The 23,654-nt window shown below is 39.0% G+C and carries 23 protein-coding genes, 1 other RNA gene and 1 pseudogene; 7 read left to right on the top strand and 18 right to left on the bottom strand.

All coding sequences use genetic code 11. From position 1 onward, the window contains the following. Nucleotides 1-91: 91 nt before the first annotated feature. From FTT84_RS04420 to FTT84_RS04405, 4 genes are all read right to left on the bottom strand, one after another. Entirely contained in the window at nt 92-748 is a 657-nt protein-coding gene (locus FTT84_RS04420; protein WP_373684992.1) for a LuxR C-terminal-related transcriptional regulator, read from the bottom strand. A 283-nt stretch (nt 749-1,031) separates the two neighbouring features. After that, on the bottom strand, nt 1,032-1,811 hold the full coding sequence (locus FTT84_RS04415) for a glutathione S-transferase N-terminal domain-containing protein (protein ID WP_067762537.1): 780 nt from the start codon (nt 1,809-1,811) through the stop codon (nt 1,032-1,034). A 92-nt stretch (nt 1,812-1,903) separates the two neighbouring features. Beyond that, a complete protein-coding gene (gene rraA / locus FTT84_RS04410; protein WP_067762536.1) occupies nt 1,904-2,416 on the bottom strand; it encodes a ribonuclease E activity regulator RraA in 513 nt (170 codons plus the stop codon). 10 nt (nt 2,417-2,426) lie between these two features. Beyond that, nucleotides 2,427-3,092: an NAD(P)H-binding protein gene (locus FTT84_RS04405; RefSeq protein WP_180080104.1), complete on the bottom strand. Its 666-nt coding sequence runs from the start codon at nt 3,090-3,092 to the stop codon at nt 2,427-2,429. Nucleotides 3,093-3,306: 214 nt separating this feature from the next. On the opposite strand from FTT84_RS04405, the gene rpsT reads away from it, so the two are divergent. Further along, on the top strand, nt 3,307-3,573 hold the full coding sequence (gene rpsT, locus FTT84_RS04400) for a 30S ribosomal protein S20 (protein WP_067762534.1): 267 nt from the start codon (nt 3,307-3,309) through the stop codon (nt 3,571-3,573). A gap of 133 nt (nt 3,574-3,706) precedes the next feature. Here the strand turns inward: rpsT and FTT84_RS04395 are convergent, their stop codons facing one another. Continuing rightward, on the bottom strand, nt 3,707-6,382 hold the full coding sequence (locus tag FTT84_RS04395; protein ID WP_180080101.1) for a M66 family metalloprotease: 2,676 nt from the start codon (nt 6,380-6,382) through the stop codon (nt 3,707-3,709). A gap of 377 nt (nt 6,383-6,759) precedes the next feature. Here FTT84_RS04395 and FTT84_RS04390 point away from each other — a divergent pair, with 377 nt between their 5' ends. Beyond that, entirely contained in the window at nt 6,760-7,200 is a 441-nt protein-coding gene (locus FTT84_RS04390; protein WP_160255556.1) for a hypothetical protein, read from the top strand. Between the two features lie 77 nt (nt 7,201-7,277). Here the strand turns inward: FTT84_RS04390 and FTT84_RS04385 are convergent, their stop codons facing one another. Beyond that, nucleotides 7,278-8,015 carry a histidine phosphatase family protein gene (locus tag FTT84_RS04385; protein WP_067762529.1) on the bottom strand — a complete coding sequence of 246 codons (738 nt, stop codon included), beginning with the start codon at nt 8,013-8,015 and terminating at the stop codon, nt 7,278-7,280. Between the two features lie 69 nt (nt 8,016-8,084). Then, a complete protein-coding gene (locus FTT84_RS04380; protein ID WP_180080098.1) occupies nt 8,085-8,936 on the bottom strand; it encodes a 3'(2'),5'-bisphosphate nucleotidase CysQ in 852 nt (283 codons plus the stop codon). 13 nt (nt 8,937-8,949) lie between these two features. On the opposite strand from FTT84_RS04380, the gene FTT84_RS04375 reads away from it, so the two are divergent. From FTT84_RS04375 to FTT84_RS04360, 4 genes are all read left to right on the top strand, one after another. Then, a complete protein-coding gene (locus FTT84_RS04375; RefSeq protein WP_180080095.1) occupies nt 8,950-9,651 on the top strand; it encodes an HAD-IA family hydrolase in 702 nt (233 codons plus the stop codon). Further along, nucleotides 9,644-10,084: an RNA-binding S4 domain-containing protein gene (locus FTT84_RS04370; protein WP_067762523.1), complete on the top strand. Its 441-nt coding sequence runs from the start codon at nt 9,644-9,646 to the stop codon at nt 10,082-10,084. The genes FTT84_RS04375 and FTT84_RS04370 overlap by 8 nt, the downstream gene beginning before the upstream one ends. A 145-nt stretch (nt 10,085-10,229) precedes the next feature. Continuing rightward, nucleotides 10,230-11,273 (top strand): recombinase RecA, encoded by a 1,044-nt coding sequence (gene recA, locus FTT84_RS04365; RefSeq protein WP_067762521.1) that lies wholly within the window; start codon nt 10,230-10,232, stop codon nt 11,271-11,273. Nucleotides 11,274-11,388: 115 nt separating this feature from the next. Then, a complete protein-coding gene (locus FTT84_RS04360; RefSeq protein WP_180080093.1) occupies nt 11,389-12,006 on the top strand; it encodes a regulatory protein RecX in 618 nt (205 codons plus the stop codon). A 98-nt stretch (nt 12,007-12,104) separates the two neighbouring features. On the opposite strand, the gene ffs is transcribed toward FTT84_RS04360, so the two are convergent. Further along, an RNA gene (gene ffs / locus FTT84_RS04355) (signal recognition particle sRNA small type) lies at nt 12,105-12,201 on the bottom strand. 292 nt (nt 12,202-12,493) lie between these two features. Between ffs and FTT84_RS04350 the strand changes: the two are divergent. Further along, nucleotides 12,494-13,355 (top strand): annotated as a pseudogene (locus tag FTT84_RS04350) (YbgF trimerization domain-containing protein). Between the two features lie 71 nt (nt 13,356-13,426). Here the strand turns inward: FTT84_RS04350 and lpxA are convergent. The 10 genes from lpxA to frr all read right to left on the bottom strand — a co-directional run bounded on the left by lpxA (nt 13,427) and on the right by frr (nt 23,628). Continuing rightward, a complete protein-coding gene (gene lpxA, locus FTT84_RS04345; protein ID WP_180057586.1) occupies nt 13,427-14,215 on the bottom strand; it encodes an acyl-ACP--UDP-N-acetylglucosamine O-acyltransferase in 789 nt (262 codons plus the stop codon). 2 nt (nt 14,216-14,217) lie between these two features. Beyond that, entirely contained in the window at nt 14,218-14,697 is a 480-nt protein-coding gene (gene fabZ / locus FTT84_RS04340) for a 3-hydroxyacyl-ACP dehydratase FabZ (protein ID WP_171256651.1), read from the bottom strand. Between the two features lie 5 nt (nt 14,698-14,702). After that, entirely contained in the window at nt 14,703-15,773 is a 1,071-nt protein-coding gene (gene lpxD / locus FTT84_RS04335) for a UDP-3-O-(3-hydroxymyristoyl)glucosamine N-acyltransferase (RefSeq protein WP_067762513.1), read from the bottom strand. A 3-nt stretch (nt 15,774-15,776) separates the two neighbouring features. Further along, nucleotides 15,777-16,274, bottom strand: a complete 498-nt coding sequence (locus FTT84_RS04330; protein ID WP_067762511.1) for an OmpH family outer membrane protein — start codon at nt 16,272-16,274, stop codon at nt 15,777-15,779. Between the two features lie 40 nt (nt 16,275-16,314). Continuing rightward, the gene (bamA, locus tag FTT84_RS04325; protein WP_373684991.1) at nt 16,315-18,846 is read right to left on the bottom strand and encodes an outer membrane protein assembly factor BamA; all 2,532 of its coding nucleotides are present in this window, start codon (nt 18,844-18,846) and stop codon (nt 16,315-16,317) included. An 86-nt stretch (nt 18,847-18,932) separates the two neighbouring features. Continuing rightward, a complete protein-coding gene (gene rseP, locus FTT84_RS04320) occupies nt 18,933-20,288 on the bottom strand; it encodes an RIP metalloprotease RseP (RefSeq protein ID WP_180080086.1) in 1,356 nt (451 codons plus the stop codon). A 4-nt stretch (nt 20,289-20,292) separates the two neighbouring features. Then, nucleotides 20,293-21,489 (bottom strand): 1-deoxy-D-xylulose-5-phosphate reductoisomerase, encoded by a 1,197-nt coding sequence (ispC, locus tag FTT84_RS04315; RefSeq protein WP_180057592.1) that lies wholly within the window; start codon nt 21,487-21,489, stop codon nt 20,293-20,295. Then, nucleotides 21,490-22,311 (bottom strand): CDP-archaeol synthase, encoded by an 822-nt coding sequence (locus tag FTT84_RS04310; protein WP_067762503.1) that lies wholly within the window; start codon nt 22,309-22,311, stop codon nt 21,490-21,492. It abuts the gene before it with no gap. After that, a complete protein-coding gene (gene uppS, locus FTT84_RS04305) occupies nt 22,312-23,067 on the bottom strand; it encodes a polyprenyl diphosphate synthase (protein WP_067762501.1) in 756 nt (251 codons plus the stop codon). Nucleotides 23,068-23,073: 6 nt separating this feature from the next. Continuing rightward, the gene (gene frr, locus FTT84_RS04300; RefSeq protein WP_067762499.1) at nt 23,074-23,628 is read right to left on the bottom strand and encodes a ribosome recycling factor; all 555 of its coding nucleotides are present in this window, start codon (nt 23,626-23,628) and stop codon (nt 23,074-23,076) included. Nucleotides 23,629-23,654: the final 26 nt, after the last annotated feature.

The following is a 23,654-nucleotide window of genomic DNA, read 5'->3' as shown; positions in this document are numbered from 1 at the left end:
AAGTCATTTGAATGATTTCTTCTTGGTCTACGTGTCATAAAATACTCCATATATTGATGTTTATAACATCATTTGGGGAGCAAAATATCACTTATAAGTGTTGTTCAAATTTCCTGATCCACCTCTGAATTCCCATAGAACGCGCTGTACTAACTGCTTTGGTACGTTTAGTAACCGATAACTTACGGTATATGTGCTTTATATGACTCTCAACGGTATATCTAGAAACAAAAAGTTGTTCCGCAATTTCACGATTACTTAACCCTTGGGCAACTAAACACAAAATTTCTTTTTCGCGATTGGTCAATATTGATGACTCAGCGCCTTCAACGATCTCTTGTTCAGGTGCAGGTTCTTCCGTTTCAGAAATTTGTTTTAATATTTCTCTGGCAATAAAAGGATCAATTGGTGCACCACCACGTAAAATGCTGCGAATCGACAATAGAACTTCTGCATCATCTCGTTCTTTCAGCACATAACCCGTTGCACCAGCTTTAATCGCTGAGAATAGGCTCTCCTGCGTACTCCATGCAGAAATCACCAAAATCATGGTATTGCCTTCTAAGGAGCGGATTTTTTCAATAATTTCAACTCCATTTCCATCAGGTAACCCCAAGTCAACCAATGCGAGGGAAATAGGATGAGTATCAATAATTTCGATGGATTCTTTTACATTTTTAGCAAAGAGTAACTCGTCATGTTTATATCCCAGTTCAGTTAAAATTTGACGTAATCGCAACTGGATAATTTCTTCATCTTAAACAACAAGCACTGGGACGGGTAATATTACTTCTGGTGTCATGGCTTATTTCCCCTAAAAATGAAATGTCTTTTACATTATCTTGGTTTATCCCTACAGAATATCCCTATAATTAAGTAAATTTCTTATTTTTATAGATTTATTTTCCCCTCTTTGGGATTTTAGCTTGTTTTATAGTTCTAATAGATACTAGTTAATGCTTATTTTTCAAACAATAGAGTACTGCCAAAGAATATGCAACAGTACTCAGGCGAATTCATCTAGTTAAACTTTAACTCGCATATTGTTTTTTAAGATATTGAACAATTTTTTCAGATTCGAATAGTTCGATACCTGTGTTTGGATCTTTCAAATATGGAACTTGAATATTATCCCCCATAATTTTAAGTACTTGCTCACGCTTACCGCCTTTTAAGGGGGTGTATTTACCAGGCTTTAGGCGCAGTGCCGCCAATCCTTGATCCTGCCAGCGTTCTTTAGCCACATTATGAAACTTATGTGCCAGTTCTAATTCCGCAAGCACACTACGGACAATTCGTGTATATGGGCTTGCTTCAAAGCCCCACAATTCAAGCAATTGTGCTGGTGCATCTCGATGAATTACTTTTCGGTTAATCCAAACACCTTGCGCACCATTAATTAACGTTCCTGCATAAGCCACATAAGGTATTTTTGGGTAATGTGCATATTTAGAAGGGGTTTTCCCTGTTTTACCGTAATGTTTAAACAGGTGATGTATGATTTGTTGAGATTCATACAGTTTCTCCCCTGTATTTTCATCAACCAAGAAAGGAAATTGCTGTTTACCACCTAATTTCTGTGTATCTAAGCGATATTTTTTTGCACCTTTAGGACATGGATATACTTCATAGTCCAAATTTAAGGTTGTCAATACTTCACGTACACGACGGCAATATGGTGAACCTTCAAATTCATAAAGTTTCAGTGCTTTTTCTGGCTGTTTTGGATATGGTGTACCTGATGTACCACGACCACCCTCTGCAACGCCTGAAAGGAGTGCTTGAGCCACTTTTATTTGGTGCATTAACATAATTATTCCTTTCTTATTTTACTTAATCTTTTATGGCATCAACCAAGTGAACTCAATTGATGCTGTGTGAAATTGTTTATATCAGCTTAATTTTATAAGTCCACCAATGATTCTTTGGCAATCACAATTCCGTTATTATCTGCATAGACATATTGACCCGATTGGATTGTCACGCCCCCAAAACTGAGTTCAATATTCGTTTCACCCACACCTTGACGGTTGCTCTTACGAGGTATTGCAGCTAGGGCCTGTACACCTAAATCAAGTTCAGCAATTGCATCAACGTCTCGTACGCAGCCGTATATAATCACACCATTCCAATGATTCTTCACTGCAGATTCAGCAATCATATCGCCCATTAAGGCACAGCGCATTGACGCACCGCCATCTACAACGAGGACCTTACCTGTGCCATCAGTCGCCAAAAGTTCTTTTACACGGGAGTTGTCTTCAAAACATTTAACCGTCACAACCTGACCGCCAAAACTTTTACGTGCACCATAACTTTGGAAAAATTTACCATCTAAAGATGGAGTCACCACTTGAATATCTTTTTCTGGATGATCATCAAGCAAATCACACGTTACAAATGGAGCTGTAGCCACGTTTTTCCCCTCATTTCATTTTTAGTATGCGTAAATTATCATAGATCTCAAATTTTTCGGTCTGAGTTTGTGCTGCCTCGACCATAGTATGAGCCACTTGCGCTGCTGTCACTGGCTTAAGTTTAAAAGTATCTGGTACCAAATGCGAAAAACGTGAATACAATTTCTGTGTGGCTTGCTCTGCTGGTCGTGACTCATCTCTATCACCCAACAATAATGAGGGTCTTAATATGGCTAGTTGAGCTAATTTTAGACTTTTTAGATAATATTCTAGCTCACCTTTTACCCGATTATAAAAGAATAAAGAGTGAGGATTCGCTCCTGTTGCACTCACAATAATCAGCCCTGTTTCACTGTGTTCCAACAATTCAGCTAAATGTGCATTGATTTTAAAATCGATCGCATAAAAACAATCTTTAGAACCCGCTTTTTTTATGGTTGTACCTAGGCTACTAAAAGCATGTGTATAGTCCAGTACATCTTCTTTGGTTAATAATAAAAAATCTTCCAGTACCAATTGCTGTACTTTGGCGAGTCGTGTAAGTTCCTCATCTCGCCTACGAACTACTGCTGTTATATTCTTACAAGTTTCATTTTGGCTTAACTGACGGATCAGTTCACGGCCAACCAATCCTGTTGCACCGATCACGATCGCATTTTCAATACACTTAGTCATTTTTCATACAAACTCAATGGCTTTGGACTAATCTAACGTTTTCTTTGAAATTTTTCTGCATCAAAAATGTTGTCAAAGCATGTCAAGACTTGACTTAAGCGCTCACTTTAATCACAATATGGCACTTGTTTACGGGCTGGTGATAGTTCTTCTGGAGTTGGTTTTCAGTTGTAATTTCAGCCCGCCCAGACCATCAATTTCAAGGAGTGCACGAGTGGCAAACTCTGCTCAAGCAAAAAAACGTGCTCGTCAAAACGTTAAAGCACGTCAACACAACGCAAGCTTACGTTCTATGGTACGTACTTATCTTAAACGCACAGTAGCTGCTATTGCTGCTGGTGATTACGCTGTCGCTTCAGAAGCTTACAAAAAAGCTGTACCTGTAATCGACCGTATGGCTGATAAAGGCATCATCCATAAAAACAAAGCTGCTCGTCATAAGAGCCGTTTAAATGCACAAGTTAAAGCTTTAGCTAACTAATTTGTTGCGATGAAAAAAGCCCTTTTTAGGGCTTTTTTTGTTTTTGTGTTTTTCTATTTTCTAATTTTATTTCAGTTATAAAAAAAGCCCTCGTTTGAGGACTTTTTTAATTTTATTAACTCAAGGCTAAATGTTACTTATTCAGTAAAGTTAAATTTGTTGAATTTAAATAAGCCAATAATAGATTTTGATTTGCTGTTAAATTCGTCCAGCGTTGATTTGCACCACCGGTACAATTATAGCGAATTAAGTCTGCACGATTATTCTGCAATCGCCCTGTATTTAAGTCCATACATTGGCCACTTTGGCGAATGGTTGTAGTTTCAGGATTCATCGTCCAAATTTGATTATCTTGGTTTAAGCTGCAACGTTCCAATGTAATTTTTGCAGAACCCCCATTGCCAGTTAAACACTGCCCCAAATCAGATTTACTGTGGATTCGTCCCACCACATCATAAATCCATTGTTCTGAATCATCTGCCGTACAACCTGTTTGACCACTAATAAAAACATTTAATTTACCATCAGCTAAAGTCTCAGTTTTCAAACAATTCGTACCATTTTTTATCAATGTTGCTTGTTCAAAAACACCATCACGGTTTAATACCAACTTTTGCATAAAACTGGTTAATGCCGTTGATGCTTCAGGCACTTGATTAGATAGATCTTTATAATAAACATTCATCCAACGATTGATACGGTATGCCGTATTTTGCTGGGCTTCATAACGGTCAAATTGCTGACGCGCAACTGAACTTAACAGCGCCTTATCATTTTTATAGGTATCAAACAGCATCTTAGCCGTTGGATCTAAATTCACAACAGCATTGTTCACTTGAGCCACTAGTGCTTGTTCGAGCTGCGGTAATTCAATCGAACGTAAAGCACTATAACCTGCTTCACGGCCTATTTTCACAGCAGGCTTAATCATATCGCTGTAAACTGGAATCACGATATTCGAAAGCAATTTAGCTTCTGCTCCTGCTTTCTTACGATACAAATCTACCGCTTTTGGCTGATCGCTAATCGCTAAATTGACATGTAGTTTATTTGCATTTGAACCCATACGGTTCGGAGATAATGCAATGATCTTATTCTGCGATGGATATTGTACATTAAGCCAGCACGATGAACTTACAGTCGCTGTATCAGCAGTCGGTAAATCAAAGACATTCCCCCAGTTACCTCGTGCCGCAGGATATAACAAACCTACTTGTTGTTCAGGGTCATATCCACCCAAAATGGTATACACAGGCACACCTATTTGTTTTGGTTTGAGATAATCACCATCTTGGCTGTTAAACCAAATATCAGAGGATTTCGGTACTTTAGGTTGAGTAACTTCCATGGTGCGGGTTTGTGTATTCCAAAGTTTATACCCAGTTGGAGAGCTTACATCCCATACTGCACGATTGAAATGTGGCTGAATTTTTAAGAATGTACTATAGCCAGTATAGTGGGTATAACGTGAGTAAGTGCTGTTGGGATAACCACCAGCCATAGAGTCACGGCCATAAGGAAATAAGTTTTTAAAATTTGGCGTACCTGAACTTGCATCCCATAATGAAGTCGACGTCCAACTTAAATTACCACGCATTTTATTACGGTTAGCAATATAGCCCCAACCACTGTCGGCATGGTGAGACGCCCAAAAGTAATTCGTCACGCCATCCGTGGTTACAGCACCTGGATAATGTCCAAGTCCATAATGATGTCCAATTTCATGACTAAATTCATTACCGACCGAATCAATTAAGGTCAACATACCGTTACCACCACTGAGACCATGGTTGTTATAACCATTGGCATAGCGACCACGTGAATGGTGTGTTATCACAGATTGAGTCAGTTGTGGTTGAGATTGACTTGACATTGAAGCGCTCGTCACCCCCCAGTTCGCAAGATTAATGCCTACACTAAACGTTGATTTCCCCACGTTTTCACGCATATCACCTGCATATACCCCTCCATCACCCGCACTGGCTTCGTTATAAATAACACCCGATGCTACGATCACTTTATCAAGTTGGATATCATCGTACTTGGCAACTGTCATTGCCGCCGCAGGAATAGTTTGGAAATAATCTGTACCCGCCTTCTCAGGCTCAAGTAACATATAATGTCCATTTGAAACTGGCGGCTCACTTAACATACCTATGCGTATATTATTCAGTACCAATTCACCAGGTGAGGCAAAATCAATTTTTTCTTCAACCAACTCACCACTTCGTTTCTGTGCATCAACAATTTTGAGTTTTAAACCTGGTTTAACTTCATCCCAATTCAGCTTTGTGGTCCACGCACGTTTGCTATAAACCACATCTGGACGACCTTTTTGACCACTTTGATCTGAAAGTGGCATTTGACTTGGGTCATCTAAATTTACTGTTCGAACTAAGCGATTATTTTGATAAATTTCGACTTTTAATTGTCCAATATCCTGCATATCAAGTGTTGGTGTCACAATCAATAACGCATCTTTCTCTGTCGTCAAGCGCGGCATTTTTTTAGCTTCATTACCATTTGGGTCGACAACATGACTTTGCCCAAATTGAACTTGGGCATTGAAACTTCCTTCTAAATCATTTCGTATAACTCGAATTTCGTCATTGGCATCATAATCATAAAAACCTATAGATGTTTCATCTGCCACATCTTGACTTGGTTCCGGATACTTTTGCTGTGTCGCACTCGGTAAAGACTCTCCAGAAGCGTTTTCTGAACCCCCACCTCCACCACAAGCTGTAAGTATGACTGACATAATACAAACACTTAAAGTGTTATATGAAAAACCTATCACAGTTTTCATGTTCAATTCCCCAATACACCGCATATTTGCTAAATTAAGTGATCTATATTTTTATATAAATCAATATTTTATGATTTATTTATGATATTTTTAAAAAGAAATTATTTCAATTGCCGTATTTTGTCAGAAACTGACAGACACTATTTTTCATTATAAAAACAATAACAAATTCAATCATTATGATGTGACTAATGTTTTACTTTTCAACTAAATCATGACACAACAGAAGATGTTGAAGATTTTAATCCAGACAAATTTTGTCAACATTATTTTATATTTATAAAATCCATTAAGAAAAAACAAATCCCTTAAAAAAATTATGGTATTTTAAATTAAATGAATTCTTCCAAAATATTTTCCCAATAAGGAATTTTAGAATGATTAATCGCTTTTTACCTTCACTCGAAAAATTTGAAGAAACAGAAAAACAATATATCGAGTACTTCACCGCCAAAGGTGAAAAAGATGTCATTGGAAAAGTTATATCAAATATGAAATCTACTGCAGAAATTCAAGCATCTCAGGGTGTGGATGCATGGCTTGGCTATGGTGTTTATTTACCTGCAATCGAGCGAATTTTTGCCATGCATAAAGGTGAAAGTGAAGCTGATTTTTTTGCTCGCACCCAATATCCACACGATGTCGTCACTGCCTATAGCCTAAATGGACATGATTTGGCCACGCTCATTGCAGCAGACAAATATAGTCGTATGCACCAACAGCAAGTTGCTGTGAATACCAGTCAATGGCCGCTCAATGAAAATGGTCGAGTGCTTGAATTAAATGATTTTCCAGCACGTATTCGCGCTAAAATTTAGTATTTATTAAAGATAAATTTTACTTAAAGCATCTTAACAATCAGTGAGGTGCTTTTTATAGTGCTATTAAGATGAAATTACGGGTACGCTTGTTGAAATTCACGAATATTCAATTCGTTTAATTCACCACGCCAAATCCATTTCAGTTTTGAGTCTAAGAAAACATCCCCTTCAAACCAAACGAATAAACCTTCCATCATTTTTGGCCAATCTTCGCGTGTAACCATATTCTTTCCAGATATGATCGCTAAAATTGCCGCCAAAATTGTGTCGTGGCTCACTGCAAGACTTAAACCATAATCATTGGTCGGATGGGTGTTGTAAATTAGTTCGAGTACATCCACCACCCCATGAATGGGTTGTTTCATTCCTGGTAATGCATTATTTACAAAGCTATTGATAAAGCCTAAAGCACCTTGCTTTTGAAAAAATGGCCCAGCTTTTTTTATATCTAGTACGAAGCTTCCCGGTTCAACCAATAAACCTTGCTCAATAATTTCAATATGATGGGTATTTGGTTCAATAGTGACATTGTCTGCGCCTTGAATCATCAAAGCCGCCGTATCTACGCAGCGTTGAATCGGGCTCGAAATACAATGTTGGATGACACGATCAGTATTTTCAACTAAATAACTGCCCCATGCTTCAGCTAAATCACGCCCTTGATTGGTCAGTTGTAAATCATAACCAGCCAGTCCTTGTCCCTGTACCACCTCACGTATGGAATGACGGGTAAACAACGTCACCGGCGTCTTTTCATCAGGCAATAAATCAATTGCCTTCAGCATACTAGGTGGGAGCAAGTCTAAAGCCATAATCTAACAGTTCTTAAATAAGCGAGAATTAATCAGTTTGATCACACTATAGCATGATCAAACTTTTGCTCAAGGCTTGTCATCCATCTGCGCAAGCGCTTTTAAGGCCAAATCTTTGATTGCATCATTTTTGTAAGCAATAAAACCATTATTTAATAAACTATCTCGTTGGTTATAAATGAAAGCGCGCCCTTTAAAGTCCACTAAACCTCCACCAATTCGCTCTATTAGACACTGTCCTGCACTGGTATCCCACTCACAAGTGGGGTGAAAACGCGGATATAGATCAACTTGATCTTCAAGCATCATACAAAATTTATATGCGCTACCTGCATAATAGTTTGTGTAAGGGCTAAGTCGAGATAATGCAGCAAGATAATCTGCATATTCTGGTTTCGTCCGTGCACTTTGACTCAAACCCACCTGAAGAGTCACACCTAGTTCCGTAGGCGCATATTCAAACCACAATTGCATTTGCGTATTATATTTCAGTGGCATACCCTTAATAGGACAAATATAAATACTATGCTCACAAGGAATTGCAAGCATTGCAAATGTTGTCTTCTCACCTTCCACTAAACTCAGATTGATTGTGAATTCAGGCCTTTGATGTAAAAATTCTTTCGTACCATCTAAAGGATCGAGCAACCAAAACTTAGTCCATTCATCACGTTTTGATTTATCACCTTCTTCAGACAACAAAGGCAAAGTTGAAATCTGCGCCAATGCTTCGGTGATATAAGTATTTGCACGGTAATCTGCTTGCGTAACGGGTGAATTATCCTTTTTACGCTCTACATCAAATTCAGCACCTGAACAATAACGCTGATATTCTTCTCGCAAAATTTCACAGGCCTGTGTCACAATGGGTACGAGCTGCAAAATCATGGGGTCTTGCGGTGCTGTTGTTGTTTTAAACATAGATTACCTATATATGCCAAATTTCTCAGAAAAGCCGACAATTTTCTTCGACATGGACGGAACTTTACTCGACCTTGCTTACGATGATTTCATTTGGAATGAACTCTTACCCATTCGGTATGCCGAGCAGCATGGCTGCACCTTAGAGCAAAGCCAACAAATATTGTTCAGCTTTTACCAACAACATAATCATACCTTAAAATGGTATTCATCACGCTTTTGGACATCACAAGTAGGCGTTGATGTTTTGGCCATGCAAATTGAACAAAAAGCTAAAGTGGCTAAACGTGTTGGCTGCACTGAACTATTACAATATCTAAAAGAAAATGGATATCCAATTTGGTTAGCCACCAATGCCGATGCTGCTGGGCTACAATTTAAATTAGAAGAAACAGGTATCGCTCAATACTTTGATGTCATTGTAAGCTCTGAAACCATCGGTCATGCAAAAGAATTTATAGAATTTTGGAAAATCTTACAGCAAACACATACTTTTGATCCTGAAAATTGCTATTTCATTGATGACACTGAAAAAGTACTCAATGGTGCAGAGCAATTTGGCATTCAACAACTCTATTCTATTCTGCAACCATCTACAGGCAAAGCACCACGTGAGACTTGCAAATACCCAATGTTGTCCGCATTAACAGATTTAATCCCTATTTTAGAGGCGCAAGCTTCACAGCAAGACAAGGAACAAAAAAAATATGCGTAAATCAAATCTAGCCGAAGATGCGGTTGGAATGCGTATAGATAAGTGGCTTTGGGCGGCACGCTTTTTTAAAACCCGCTCTATTGCGAAAAACGCCATTGAAGGTGGTAAAGTTCATCAGAATGGTGAACGGGTCAAAGTATCACGTGAAATCCGTGTAGGCATGGAATTGACTATTGCTCAAGGTATTGAAAAAAAAACCGTGGTCGTAAAAGCACTTTCAGATGTGAGAGGTCCAGCTCCGGTCGCACAGTTACTCTATGATGAAACAGAAGTCAGTATTGCAAAACGTGAATTGCTTGCATCACAAAGAAAGTTGCATAATCTTGCGCGACCCGATCATCGGCCAAGTAAAAAAGATCGCCGAGATATTGGTAAATTTAAAAAAGAAAATGATCAACAGTTTGACCAGCAATGGTCTTATAATGATGATTAAGTTAAAGCGTCACAACATGTCGCACCGGTTGTGATTTTCATAGAACAGAAGGATGAATTCTGTCACTATACTCGGGTGGAACAGATTTAAACTGAATACATCCACTTGAGTATATTGTTTCGTGACATCGTATTGAGGTTGTAAGATGGATGATAATAAAAGCAAAGCGCTAAATGCAGCACTAGGTCAAATTGAAAAGCAATTTGGTAAAAACACTGTAATGCGCTTAGGTGATAATACCGTTTTGGCTGTAGAGGCTGTATCTACTGGATCACTTACCCTAGATATCGCACTTGGCATTGGCGGTTTACCAAAAGGTCGTGTAATTGAAATTTACGGCCCTGAATCTTCAGGTAAAACCACAATGACATTACAAGCAATTGCGCAATGTCAGAAAAATGGTGGTACTTGTGCTTTTATCGATGCAGAACATGCGCTCGACCCTCAATACGCACGCAAACTTGGCGTAGATTTAGACAATCTATTGGTATCGCAACCCGATCATGGTGAACAAGCGCTCGAAATTGCGGACATGCTCGTTCGTTCTGGCGCAGTTGATATGATTGTTGTCGACTCAGTCGCTGCATTGACGCCTCGTGCAGAAATTGAAGGTGAAATGGGTGACTCACACATGGGCTTACAAGCACGTTTGATGAGCCAAGCACTGCGTAAAATGACAGGTAACGCTAAACGTTCAAACTGTATGGTTATCTTTATTAACCAGATTCGTATGAAAATTGGTGTTATGTTTGGTAGCCCTGAAACTACAACAGGCGGTAACGCACTGAAGTTCTATGCGTCTGTACGTTTAGACATCCGTCGTATCGGTCAAGTGAAAGAAGGCGATGAAATTGTCGGTTCAGAAACTCGCGTAAAAGTTGTGAAGAACAAAATGGCGCCTCCATTCAAAGAAGCGCTCTTTCAAATTCTTTACGGTAAAGGCGTGAACCAAATGGGCGAATTGGTTGATTTAGCAGTTGCTCAAGAATTGGTGCAAAAAGCTGGCGCATGGTATTCGTACCAAGGCAACAAAATTGGCCAAGGTAAAAACAACGTAATTCGCCATTTAGAAGAAAACCCTGAAATTGCGAAAGAACTTGATCGTTTAATCCGTGAAAAACTGTTAACACCTGTTGCTGTGCCTGCAGATGAAAAAGACGAAGCTGAGCCTGATTTTTTAGATGCTTAAACTAAACTGATATTTACATCATAGCAATCTGACTTATTCGTGTGCATGCAAACACCTTTCAGATTAAACTGTTAAACGCCCTTCGGGGCGTTTTTCCTTATGACGTTACTTAATAATGAATGATTCAAAATTTCCCAAACTTTTAGACTATCAAGCACTCAAAGCTCAATATGGTGAAGAGGATATCGCCCCACCTCACACAGAGCACCATAGTGAGCAATCTAATGATGATCACGTTGACTTTAGTGAAGAAGTCACAGTGCCTGAACAAAAAAAGCCAGGACTCACAGGAACCCGTTTGCGTTCTTATGCTTTTGCTGTATTAACACGCAAAGAATACTCGAAAGCAGATTTGACAGAAAAATTAGCGCTATATGCAGAAGATAGAGATGAAGTCATAGCACTTGTCGATGAACTTGCGCGTGAAAATTATCAAAGTGATCAACGTGTCGCTGAGACCTTACTTTCTAGCCAAAAACGTAAAGGAAAAGGTCCGAACCGAATTAAACTAGCTTTAAAGAATAAGAAACTCAATACAGCGCTAATTCAAGAAGAATTGAAAGAAACAGATTGGAGCATTGAAGCCTATACGCTCAAAGTAAAAAAATTTGGTAAAGCCGTCGAAAAAGATCCAAAGCTCAAGGCAAAACAAATCCGTTTTTTACAATATCGTGGTTTTGACTTAGATACGATTTTTAAAGTCATTACGCGCACAGAGTTGGATGACGATTAAAAAGTTAGGTTAAATATAAACAAGAAAAATGAGGAATAAATGAAAGAATGTAGTCTAAAATAATGAATAAAATTATTGTTTTATAAAAATGGTGGCAACCCTACCAGCAAAGCTTCGGCACATCATAGTTCTACTACCGTTGCTACCTTCCGGTCCTGGCGGGGTTTGTAGAGTACAATTGCGAAGTAACCAGCAGGGCTACCATTGCAAGAACAGAGTATAGAGAATTTTCCTAAAGTTGCAAGACAAAACATTGCTTTTGTATGACTTCACTAACTGTTTGATTATTTATAAATCAATGTGCATTTAAATTATGTAGAATGCGTGAAAATTACACCCATCTTATTTACTTTAAAACACAACAACCATGCAAAAGCTTATTGCAATTCATGTGTTTGGCGTTTTTAATGTGTTTATCGTTTTATCAACTCGCTGTCTGTAATAAAAATATTCAGTACAGTGCAACGAGTCACTACATGGAATTTTTATGATGCTTAAAAAGCAAATTCTTGGCGCCCTCACCCTTAGCTGTTCTGGCGTCCTCTTTGCAAACATCCCTATTGAATCGCGCGGTTTGAGCGGGGCAAATAACGGAACTGTTTACACGGCGAATAATACTGCGATCCAAACAGGTGCTGGTTCCACACCTACCCCAACGAATCTCAATTGGCAGCTAATGCAAAAAAACCAACAGCTGGAAAATGAACTACGTACGCTCCGTGGAAAAATGGAAGAACAAGATAACGAAATTGAGAAGTTAAAAAATGAACTGACTAATCGTTATGCTGATTTAGACCAGCGCTTAGAACTATTACAACAAAAAATTGAGCCAACTGAAGACACAGATACTACGGAGGATAATCAACAAGGTACTGCACCCAGCAGCTCCTAAGCCACCTTTGACCAATACATCACAGTCCATACCACAAAAAAACCTGAGCTCTTCAGCAAAGCAGCCAGTCAATGCTGGTGGAGATCCTCTTGAGCTAGAAAAAGCAGCCTATACAGTTGCTCTAGATGCCTATAAACAAGGTGGTGCAAAAAAAGCGATTGCACCAATGCAAAATTTTATAAAAAATAATCCAAACAGCGTTTATATTGGTAATGCATATTTTTGGTTAGCTGAATTTAATCTCGCAATTGAACCAACCAATTATATTGAAGCGAAAAAGAATTATGGCATTGTCGTAGATAAATATCCCGACTCAAGTCGCGCAGCTCGCGCACTGTATCAGCTCTATAGTATTGCTAAAGATGTCGACCGTAATACGGTACTAGCTACACAGCTAAAAAATAAACTTTTACAGAACTACCCTAAATCGGAAGAATCAGGCTTTGTTAAAAAGTAATTTTTTTAATAGTTTTATTTTAGCAATAAAAAGACACCGCACTTGGTGTCTTTTTTATTTCGCATCACTAATTAACGAACGATACCACGTTTAGATTGTTCTAAAGAATCAATCAATAACTGTGCTTCCGCTACTTCTGGCAAGATCTCGGTACGAATACGCTCAATGGCCTCATTGGTCGTCAAACCTGCTTTATAGATCAATTTGAATGACTCACGTAGACCTTGAATGGTATTTTTAGACCATCCTTTACGACGCATACCTTCAACATTCATTGCAAAAGCATGTGCAGGGTTACCTGAAACCATCACATATGCAGGAACATCTTTAAGAATAAGCGATGCACCACCAATCATGCTATAAGAATCAATCTTACAGAACTGATGAATACCTGAGTTACCACCTACAATAACATAGTCACCAATATGAACGTGGCCTGCAACACCGACATTATTGGCAAAAATATTATGGTCACCTACCACACAATCATGTGCAATATGTGTATTCACCATCAATAAATTATGACTACCAATTTTCGTCAAACCATGGTCTTGTGTTGTACCGCGATGAAGGCTGCAATGCTCACGAATTGAATTGTGATCACCAATTTCTAACCAAGTTTCTTCACCTGCATATTTCAGGTCTTGGCACTCTTCACCCACACTGGCAAACTGAAAAATATCATTATGCTGACCAATACGGGTATATCCACCCACCACAACATGTGAACGTAACTTGGTACCAGCACCAATCGTCACATTAGGTCCAATAATACAATATGGCCCAATTTGAACATCTGCAGCAATCACTGCAGATGAATCAATAATAGCGGTCGGATGTATTAATTCGTTATTGCTCATGCTTACTCTGTTTTTTGATGCGAAACCATAATTTCCGCAGTTGCTGCTACAATACCATCAACAGTGGCAATACAATTATATTTGTAAATGCCACGCTTTTGCATCACTAATTCTGATTTTAAAACAAGTTGATCACCTGCAACCACTTGTTTTTTAAATCTTACCTTTTCTGCACCAGCAAATAGGAACAAAGAACCTGATGAGGGCTTTTCATTATTCATAATGAAACCCAAAATACCAGAAACCTGCGCAAGTGCTTCAACAATTAACACACCTGGCATAATTGGATATTCTGGGAAATGGCCCTGCAAAAACTCTTCATTGATCGTTACGTTTTTGTAGCCAACAATCCCGTTGTCGGATACTTCAACAACACGATCAACCAATAAAAACGGATAACGATGTGGCAAATATTCACGAATAGTCTGAATAGTCATTGGTAATTCAGGTTTAGTGAACGCTGGGGTATTTGACTCTGTCATCATAATTATTTACGCAATTTAAAAGTTGATTCAAGGGACTCAATTTGAGATTGCATATGATCAAGTCGTTTGACCAACTGGGTCAATGGCACATCTGCTAATTGTTTGAAGCGAATCGCAGCCTTTTTCCAAGAACCACTTTCAAGCATTGGCGTCCCCGACGAATAACTACCAGCGACTGAAATACTTTTTGTGACCATTGACATTCCAGTGATTGTAACATTATCGGCAATATTAATGTGACCTACGATACCTACCGCACCAGCAAGTACACAATTTTTGCCAATCGTGGTACTACCCGCAATACCACATTTAGCAGCCATCGCAGTATTCGCACCCACTTTTACGTTATGTGCGATTTGCACAAGGTTATCAATAATGACTCCATCTTCTAAAATAGTGTCATCCAAAGCACCACGATCAATACTACAATTTGAGCCAATTCGTACATCATTACCAATGCGTACCGAGCCAAGTTGAGCAATACGATGCCATTTACCTTGATAAGGTGCAAAGCCAAAACCCTCACCACCAATCACAGTACTTGCATGAATACGTACACGGTCTGCAATTCTAGCTTCACCAGTTAAAGTCACATGTGAATCGATAAAGCAATCTTTGCCAATTTCAACATTATCATCGACTTTTACTTGTGATTCTATGCGTGTACCTTCACCAACGACACAGTGCGCACCAATAACGGTGTAGTGACCGATATATGCTGTATCTGCAATGATTGCTGAAGGATGAATTTGCGCAGTACTTTCAATACCCGTTTCAACATGTTTTTTTTCAAAAACATGCGTCAAAATAGCAAAAGCAAGATACGGATTAGCAACAACAATAAAATTTTGTTGTGTTGTGATTTGAGCTTGAAGTTCAGCAGTGACGATTAATGCACCTGCTTGAGATTGATTCGCTTCAGCTAAATACTTTTCAGCATTCACGAATGCAAGATGATGTGGTTTGGCCTGCTCTAAGCTCGCCATACCACTCAGTTGTAAATCAGCCTGACCTATACATTGACCTTGTACAAGCCCGGCTAGCTTTTCTAAACTGAATTTTTGAGAATTCATTGATTATTTAATTGCGTTAACCTTTTGAATCATTTTATCAGTTAAATCAAACTTAGGGTCATACGCCAATGCTGAATTTTTATTCAAAACAACATCTAAATTATTCTCTTTACGCAATTGTTCAGCAACTTGCTTAATTCTGGTATCCATCGAACGATTTAAATTTTGAATATTACCTTGCACCGAAGTTTGAACAGTCTGCTGCAAAGCATTTAATTCTTTCAATTTATTTTGATACTGCTGACCCATTTGTTGCTTTTGCGCATCAGTCAGCTTATCACCACTTTGCTGTGCTTTTTGCTGCAGTGATTCAAGCTCTTTCGCCAAGGCTTCAATCTTGGTTGTTTGTGGTTTTAATTGCTGCTGAATTTGTGCATTTTGCTGCTTAATATAAGTGCTTTGATCAACAACTTTTTCTAAGTCCACAACACCATAACCTGCCGCATGAAGCATTGAACTACACGATAAACCAACAACTAAACCAGCTAGAAGTTTTTTCATTTTATATCCTTTTAATTTTGATACCCAAAATGGGTCGTACTTAGAAAGTACGACCGATTTCGAATTGAATCTCTTTTGTTTCATCACCAGCTTTATCATTCAATGGGAATGCATAGCTCAATGAAATTGGACCAATCATCGTAATCCAAGTGAAACCTGCGCCTACGCTATAACGCATATTATTCATATCAAAGCCGTAGTTGTCTTTACAGTATTGACGTGCATTATAAGATTGACCATCTTTAATTAACACACTGTCTGCAGCTGGCACATCACACTGTGTATCAAATACTTGTGCACCCTCAGCAAACAATACTGGACGAACTTGACGAGCCCAATCCCCTTTAAATGGAACTGGAAGTGCTAGTTCTGCACCAAATTGTACAAGCGCGTTACCACCAACTTCCTCAAAATCTAAATCTTCTTTGCCAACACCTTGATAGTACACACCATCATATTTTGGACCTAATGTACTATTGTCATAACCACGTACCGAGCCAAAACCACCTGCATAGAAGTTTTTATAGAATGGCAAGTCATTACCATAGCCTAACTTACCGTAACCACGCACAACAAAGTCTTTACCTAGTGGGAAATAAGCTTGTGCATCGTATGTGACTTTTTGATATTCAACATCACTACCTGGTAAAGCAATTTCAGTATTTACGCGATGCGACATACCTGAAGTTGGGAACACAGGACGGTTTAGCGTGTTATATGACCAACCTAAATTTAAATTGTAGGTTAAAAATTTACCTTTAAATTCATCATTATAATCTACAAGATCAACAGCTTGATATTTATCGTCGACACAATGAATTGCATCCTCATAATCACTTGGAATAGGATTAGGAGTTGGAGTTTTATTATAAATATCTATTGCTTTTTGTGAGACATAACTACCAGTACAAACATCTTCCGCGCGATGAGTAGCCTTACCACCATTAGCAAGCAAGTAATCACGTACATAAGTTGAAACGTATGGACCCGTAGTAACCTCAGTTTGGTCTACGTTTAAACCCATACTGATACTTTGGTTTTCATCGATCGGATAACCGAAGTTGATACCACCACCAAAACTATCAGTCACATAGTTGTTGACGTTATAGTCATCATCTAACTTAGTTTTACGGTAGTACATGTTATAACCACGACGCACACCATCAATCGTGAAGTATGGGTCAGTTACACTTAAATTATAGTAATCTTGTGTTTCTGAACGTGATAAATCGATAGAAACTGCATTACCTGTACCCAAAAAGTTGGTTTGACTCAAACCTGCTTGGAAAGTGATACCGCCACTTTGCGAGAAACCTACAGCGAGTGTACTTGTACCCGAGTGCTGTTCTTCAACATTCACGTTCAAGTCAATTTGGTCTGGTGTGCCAGGAATACGTGCAGGTTTCACATCAACTGTTTTAAAGAAACCTGTACGCTCTAGACGAACTTTAGATAAGTCAATTTTTTCGTTACTTGCTAAAGCACCTTCCATCTGACGCATTTCACGACGTAACACTTCATCGGCAGTTTTTGAGTTACCGGTAAAGTTAATACGGCGTACAGTGACTTGTTGACCTGGATTTACATAGTAGTTCAGATCAACTAATTTCGTATCTTTATTAATTTCTGGAACAATATTCACTTCAGCAAAGTAATAACCCGCATTACCATATTTACGAAGGAGTAATTGTTTAACTGCGTTTACTTTTTCTTGTGAATAAAGCTCACCATCTTTATAAAGCTTTAATGCATTCAATTCATTTTGTGTATAAAGCGCATCACCTAAGAATTTGGTTTCCCCAAACTTAAATTGCTCGCCTTCATCCACAGAAACTTCAATGAACACATGCTTTTTATCTTCACTTAGGTTTAAGCTTGAATTGGTAATATTAAAATTGATATAACCTTTGTTCAAATAAAGCGCGCGCAAAGACTCTAAACTTGCAGCCATTTTTTCACGTGCATAACGGTCATTACGGGAAATAACTGAATTCCAGCCGCTTTCTTTCAATGCAAAAATTTGTTTAATTTCGCTTTCTTTAAAGACTGTATTGCCAATGATATTAATATCAAATACTTTAGCTGACTGACCTTCAACAAAATCAATTAAGACATTTACACGGTTATTTGGCTGTGCTGTTGTTGTCACTTTTACATCAGCATCATAACGGCCTTGCTGCATGTACTGTTGTTCTAATTCTGTTTCAACCAATTGTAATGAAGATTTCTTAAGAACCTCACCTTCAGCAAGACCCATTTTTTTCAGGCCTTCTTCCAAAGCTTCCTTTGGAATCAATTTATTGCCTTTCAGCTCAACTTTAGAAATGATTGGGCGTTCCACTACGGTATACACAAGTGTATTTCCCACTTGAGATGATTTCACATCATCAAACATACCTGAAGCGAATAAGCTACGAATCGAGTTCGAAATGATTTGATCGTTTACACGATCTCCAGCGGAGAATGGAATCATTCCTGCCACATTGTCAGGAGTTAAGCGCACTAAGCCATCAACTCGAATATCTTGTACTACAAAATCATCTGCTGCATATACTTGTTGTGCTACTGCCATAGCACTAACCAGTGCCAACGGCATAAATAAATGTTTGTGCTGCATGCCAGTCTTTTCCGCTGTTAATTTATTACGTATCTACGTTGTTATAAACGCATAATGTCATTGAATAGAGCCAGTAGCATCATACTACCCAGCAATACCATACCAATTTTTAAGCCAACCAATTGTATTTGTTCAGAAACAGGTTTACCACGAATTAATTCAATAAAATAGTAAATTAAGTGACCGCCATCGAGCATTGGAATTGGAAGTAAATTTAATATTCCCAAACTTACACTCATCAGTGCCATAAAAGAAATGAAGGTTTGCCAACCCATTTCAGCACTTTGCCCCGCGACTTTAGCAATCGTAATTGGGCCTGACAAGTTATCCAAACCAACCAACCCACGTACCATTTTTACAATAGAATTCAAAATCATGCCAGAAATTTGACCGGTTTTTTCTACTGCTTTACCCATTGCTTCAACAGGACCGTATTGAATAGTTTGCTTATATTCAGCAGGAACATTCACTTTACCAGGATCGCTTTGTACACCAAGCATACCTGTGACTTTACCCATTTGGTCACGCTTACCTTGCGGCATCACTTCCAAATGCACAATTTTATTTTGTCGCAATACATCTATTTTTAGTAATTTTTCGGGTGATGCTTGTACAACTTGTACAACATCAAACCAATCTTTCATTTTTACGCCATCAATCGCAACAATACGATCTCCCTGCTTCATTCCTTGTCGTACTGCCGCACCATCTTCGCTCAGTTTTGAAACCACAGCTGGAATTTCTGGACGATACGGTGTAAAACCTAGAATTTCTAATGGAGATTGCGATTGATCGCGTAAAAAACTTTGAATTGGCAAACTAAACGTTTTCAACTGTCCATCACGTTCAGCCTGAATTTGAATATTGCCCGTTTCGCCAACTCGGTCTACTAAAGCATAGCTTAGTCGTTCCCATGTTGATACTTGAGTACCATCAACTGCCGTGATTTTATCACCAGCTTGCATCTGAACTGATGCAGCTGGCGTATTAGGAATAACCTTCCCTACACGAGTATTCAATTGCTCTTGCGCGGGTAAAAATAAGATCCAAAATAAAATAACTGCAAATGCCAAATTAATGAGCGGGCCAGCAGCAACAATTGCAATACGTTTCCAAGGATGTTGACGATTAAAGGCTTTCGGTAAATCAACCTCCGAAACATCTCCTTCACGTTCATCCAACATTTTGACATAACCACCGAGTGGTAATGCAGAAAGCTGATATTGAATCCCTGACTTTTTAGATGTCCACTTTAAAAGTGTAGGTCCAAAACCAATCGAATAGACCAATACTTTTACACCCAGTTTACGAGCAACAATATAGTGTCCAAACTCATGAATCGCAATGAGTGGACCAAGTAGCAATATTGCCGCAATAATCATAAACAAGGCATTCATGTTTTTAACTTCCTAAATTCAATACAGCTTTCTCAGCAACGATACGTGCAGTATGGTCTGCCTGAAGGATCACATCAATACTTACCGCCGCAGCATTTTCAACTTGACCCAAGGTATGTTCAACAACCTGTGGAATTTGAGTAAATCCTATTTGCTCTGTTAAGAATGCCGCAACAGCTATTTCATTTGCTGCATTTAATATAGTCGGTGCTAATCCACCTGCTTTCATGGCTTGACGCGCAAGTTTCAATGCAGGGAATCGAACTGTGTCAGGCTCTTCAAAATTCAATTGTGAATGCAAGAACAAATCCAAAGGTGGCACATGTGTTTGAATCCGCTCAGGCCAAGCCAGTGCATGTGCAATTGGTGTGCACATATCAGGATTACCCATTTGTGCCAAAGTCGAACCATCCACATATTGAACCATCGAGTGAATGATACTCTGAGGATGAACCACAACTGTTACAAATTGTTCTTCTACTGCAAATAAATGACATGCTTCGATGAGTTCTAGGCCTTTATTCATTAATGTTGCAGAATCAACCGAAATTTTTTGTCCCATAGACCAATTTGGATGCTTACAAGCCTGTGCAGGTGTAACTGATTGCAATTGTTCTAAGCTATGGTGTAGAAAAGGCCCACCAGAAGCAGTAAGTAAAATCTGCTTAACGCCCATTTTAGGCTGACCATTACGATTTTCTTGTAGATAGTTCTGTGGCAGACATTGAAAGATAGCATTGTGTTCAGAATCGACAGGCAATAACAAAGCGTTATTTTCCCGTGCTGTCTGAATCATGATGTCTCCTGACATCACCAAAGCTTCTTTATTGGCCAATAAGACACGTTTACCTGCTTTTGCTGCGGCAAGTGTTGGCAACAATCCTGCTGCCCCCACAATTGCAGCCATCACAACATCTACGTTTGGATGTTCTGCTACAGCAATTAACCCTGCCTCATCATGCAAAATTTCAATTTCAGACAATTGATTTGCGATTAACAACTGGCGCAGTTCATCCACTTTTTGCAAAGGAACAACTGCGATTTTCGGTCGAAACTGTTTGCAAATTTCTACAAGTTCTACAATTCGGCTATGAGCAGTAACTGCAAAGACTGAATACTCTTCGGGATGTAGTTGCAGAATCTTTAAGGTACTTTGACCAATGGAGCCTGTAACACCCAATATACAAACAGATTGTGACATCTATAAATCTACGCCAATAAGTTTTAAAACATACATACCCGCTGCAAAAATAGGTGCTGCAGCAAGCAACGAGTCGATACGATCTAGCACACCACCATGCCCTGGAAGAATTCGGCCTGAATCTTTGATACCCGCACGACGCTTGATCATCGACTCAAATAAATCTCCTAGCACAGAACTAAATACAGTAACGACAGAAAGAATAAGGAATAAAATATGCTCCGCAAGGCTTAAGTCGAGGTATAGCACTTCAACCACAACCACAATGATCATTGCAGTGATTAAACCGCCATAAAGTCCTTCCATCGACTTGTTAGGACTTACATCTGGTGCAAGTTTATTCTTACCGAGTTTACGGCCAACAAAATATGCACCACTATCTGCCCCCCAAACCAATAAGAATAGATACATCAACCACCAAGGTGAGCTATCCCAAACTGCAAAAATTGCAGTAACAGCAGCTGAAATCAGCACAAGTCCAATTCCGTTTAAACTTGGGTTATACCAGTTATCGTATTCTGGGTAAGATTTCACCCAATAAACACTTAATACCCAAGTAAAAATTGACGCTGCCCAAAGCAGTAAAGCCACATCACCAAAATGTAATGCCAAAGCAGAAATAATTGCTGTGACTAAGCCATAGCCCCAAGCAAATGGCTTCACAGTTTTAGTACTTCGCGGCATGAGTTTAAACCACTCATAACCTGCTACAGCCGATGCAATGATCATCAGCACAAGCATTGGATAATGTGACTCTGTTGCAAACATACAACTTAGTACAACTGAAACCAGTACCAATGCGGTAATTATCCGCTCTAACATTTATTTATTCTCAAGTTGCTCTTGTTGAATCTGCTCTGAGGTCTTACCAAAGCGACGCTCACGGCCACCAAAAACTGCCAGTGCATCATCAAACTCTTCAATGGTAAATTCAGGCCACAACGTATCTGTGAAATAAAGCTCTGCATAAGCAGCCTGCCACAATAAGAAATTCGAAAGACGGAAATCTCCACCTGTACGAATTAACAAATCAACTGCAGGTAAATCACTTAAACTTACGTATTGACCAAAGACATCAGCATCCACTGCTTCAAGATCTAATTTATGTTCTAAAACATCTGCTGCAATGTGTTTTGCAGCTTGAGCCATATCCCACATACCACCATAACTAATTGCAATGGTCAGGGTCATGCTGTCGAAATTAGCAGTCCTTTGTTCCGCATGCAACATTAAGTCACGTAACTTCGCAGATAAACGAGAACGATCACCAATAAAACGCAGAGCAATATTAAACTTTTCCATGCGTGGCAACTGCTCATGGATGGTCTCTTCAAGAAGAGCCATGAGTAAATCCACCTCGAATTGAGGACGATTCCAGTTTTCACTTGAAAACGCAAATACAGTCAGTGCTTGAATATTTCTTTTACGACAATGCTCAACGATTGGGTCAAGGATGTCCTTTCCAGAACGATGCCCTTCACCTTTTTGCATTTGATTCTTTTTGGCAAAACGATTGTTGCCATCCATGATGATGGCAACATGTTTTGGAAGATGGGAAGTTTCTTCAGATGAGGTCATTAAAACTTAGACCTTCATCAATTCAGCTTCTTTTGCAGCTAGACGTTTTTCAACTTCAGCAACGAATTTGTCTGTAATTTTTTGGATATCATCGCCTGCACGACGTTCATCATCTTCAGAAATTTCTTTTTCTTTCAATAATGCTTTGATATCGCCCAATACATCACGACGGATATTACGAATCGCAACTTTTGCATTTTCAGCTTCGTTACGTGCAACTTTTTGCATATCTTTACGTGTTTGTTCTGTCAATGCAGCCATTGGCACACGAATTGAGTCAGCAGTTACAGGGTTCAAACCTAAATCTGATTCACGAATCGCTTTATCAATTGCTGAAACCATTGAACGTTCAAATGGTTGCACCAATAAAGTACGCGAGTCTTCAACACCTACGTTTGCAACTTGGTTTAAAGGCACATCAGAGCCATAGTAAGGAACCATTACACCATTCAAAATTGATGGATGTGCGCGACCGGTACGAACTTTTGCAAAACCGTGCTCAAGAGACTCAAGCGATTTGTTCATACGCTCTTCAGCGTCTTTTTTAAGATCGTTAATCATGTGATCTTCCTTACTTAATTCGAAAA

Source organism: Acinetobacter sp. YH01019 (genome assembly GCF_013420285.1).
Classification (GTDB): Bacteria; Pseudomonadota; Gammaproteobacteria; order Pseudomonadales; family Moraxellaceae; genus Acinetobacter; species Acinetobacter gandensis.
This window is presented reverse-complemented; position numbering and strand designations above follow the sequence as displayed.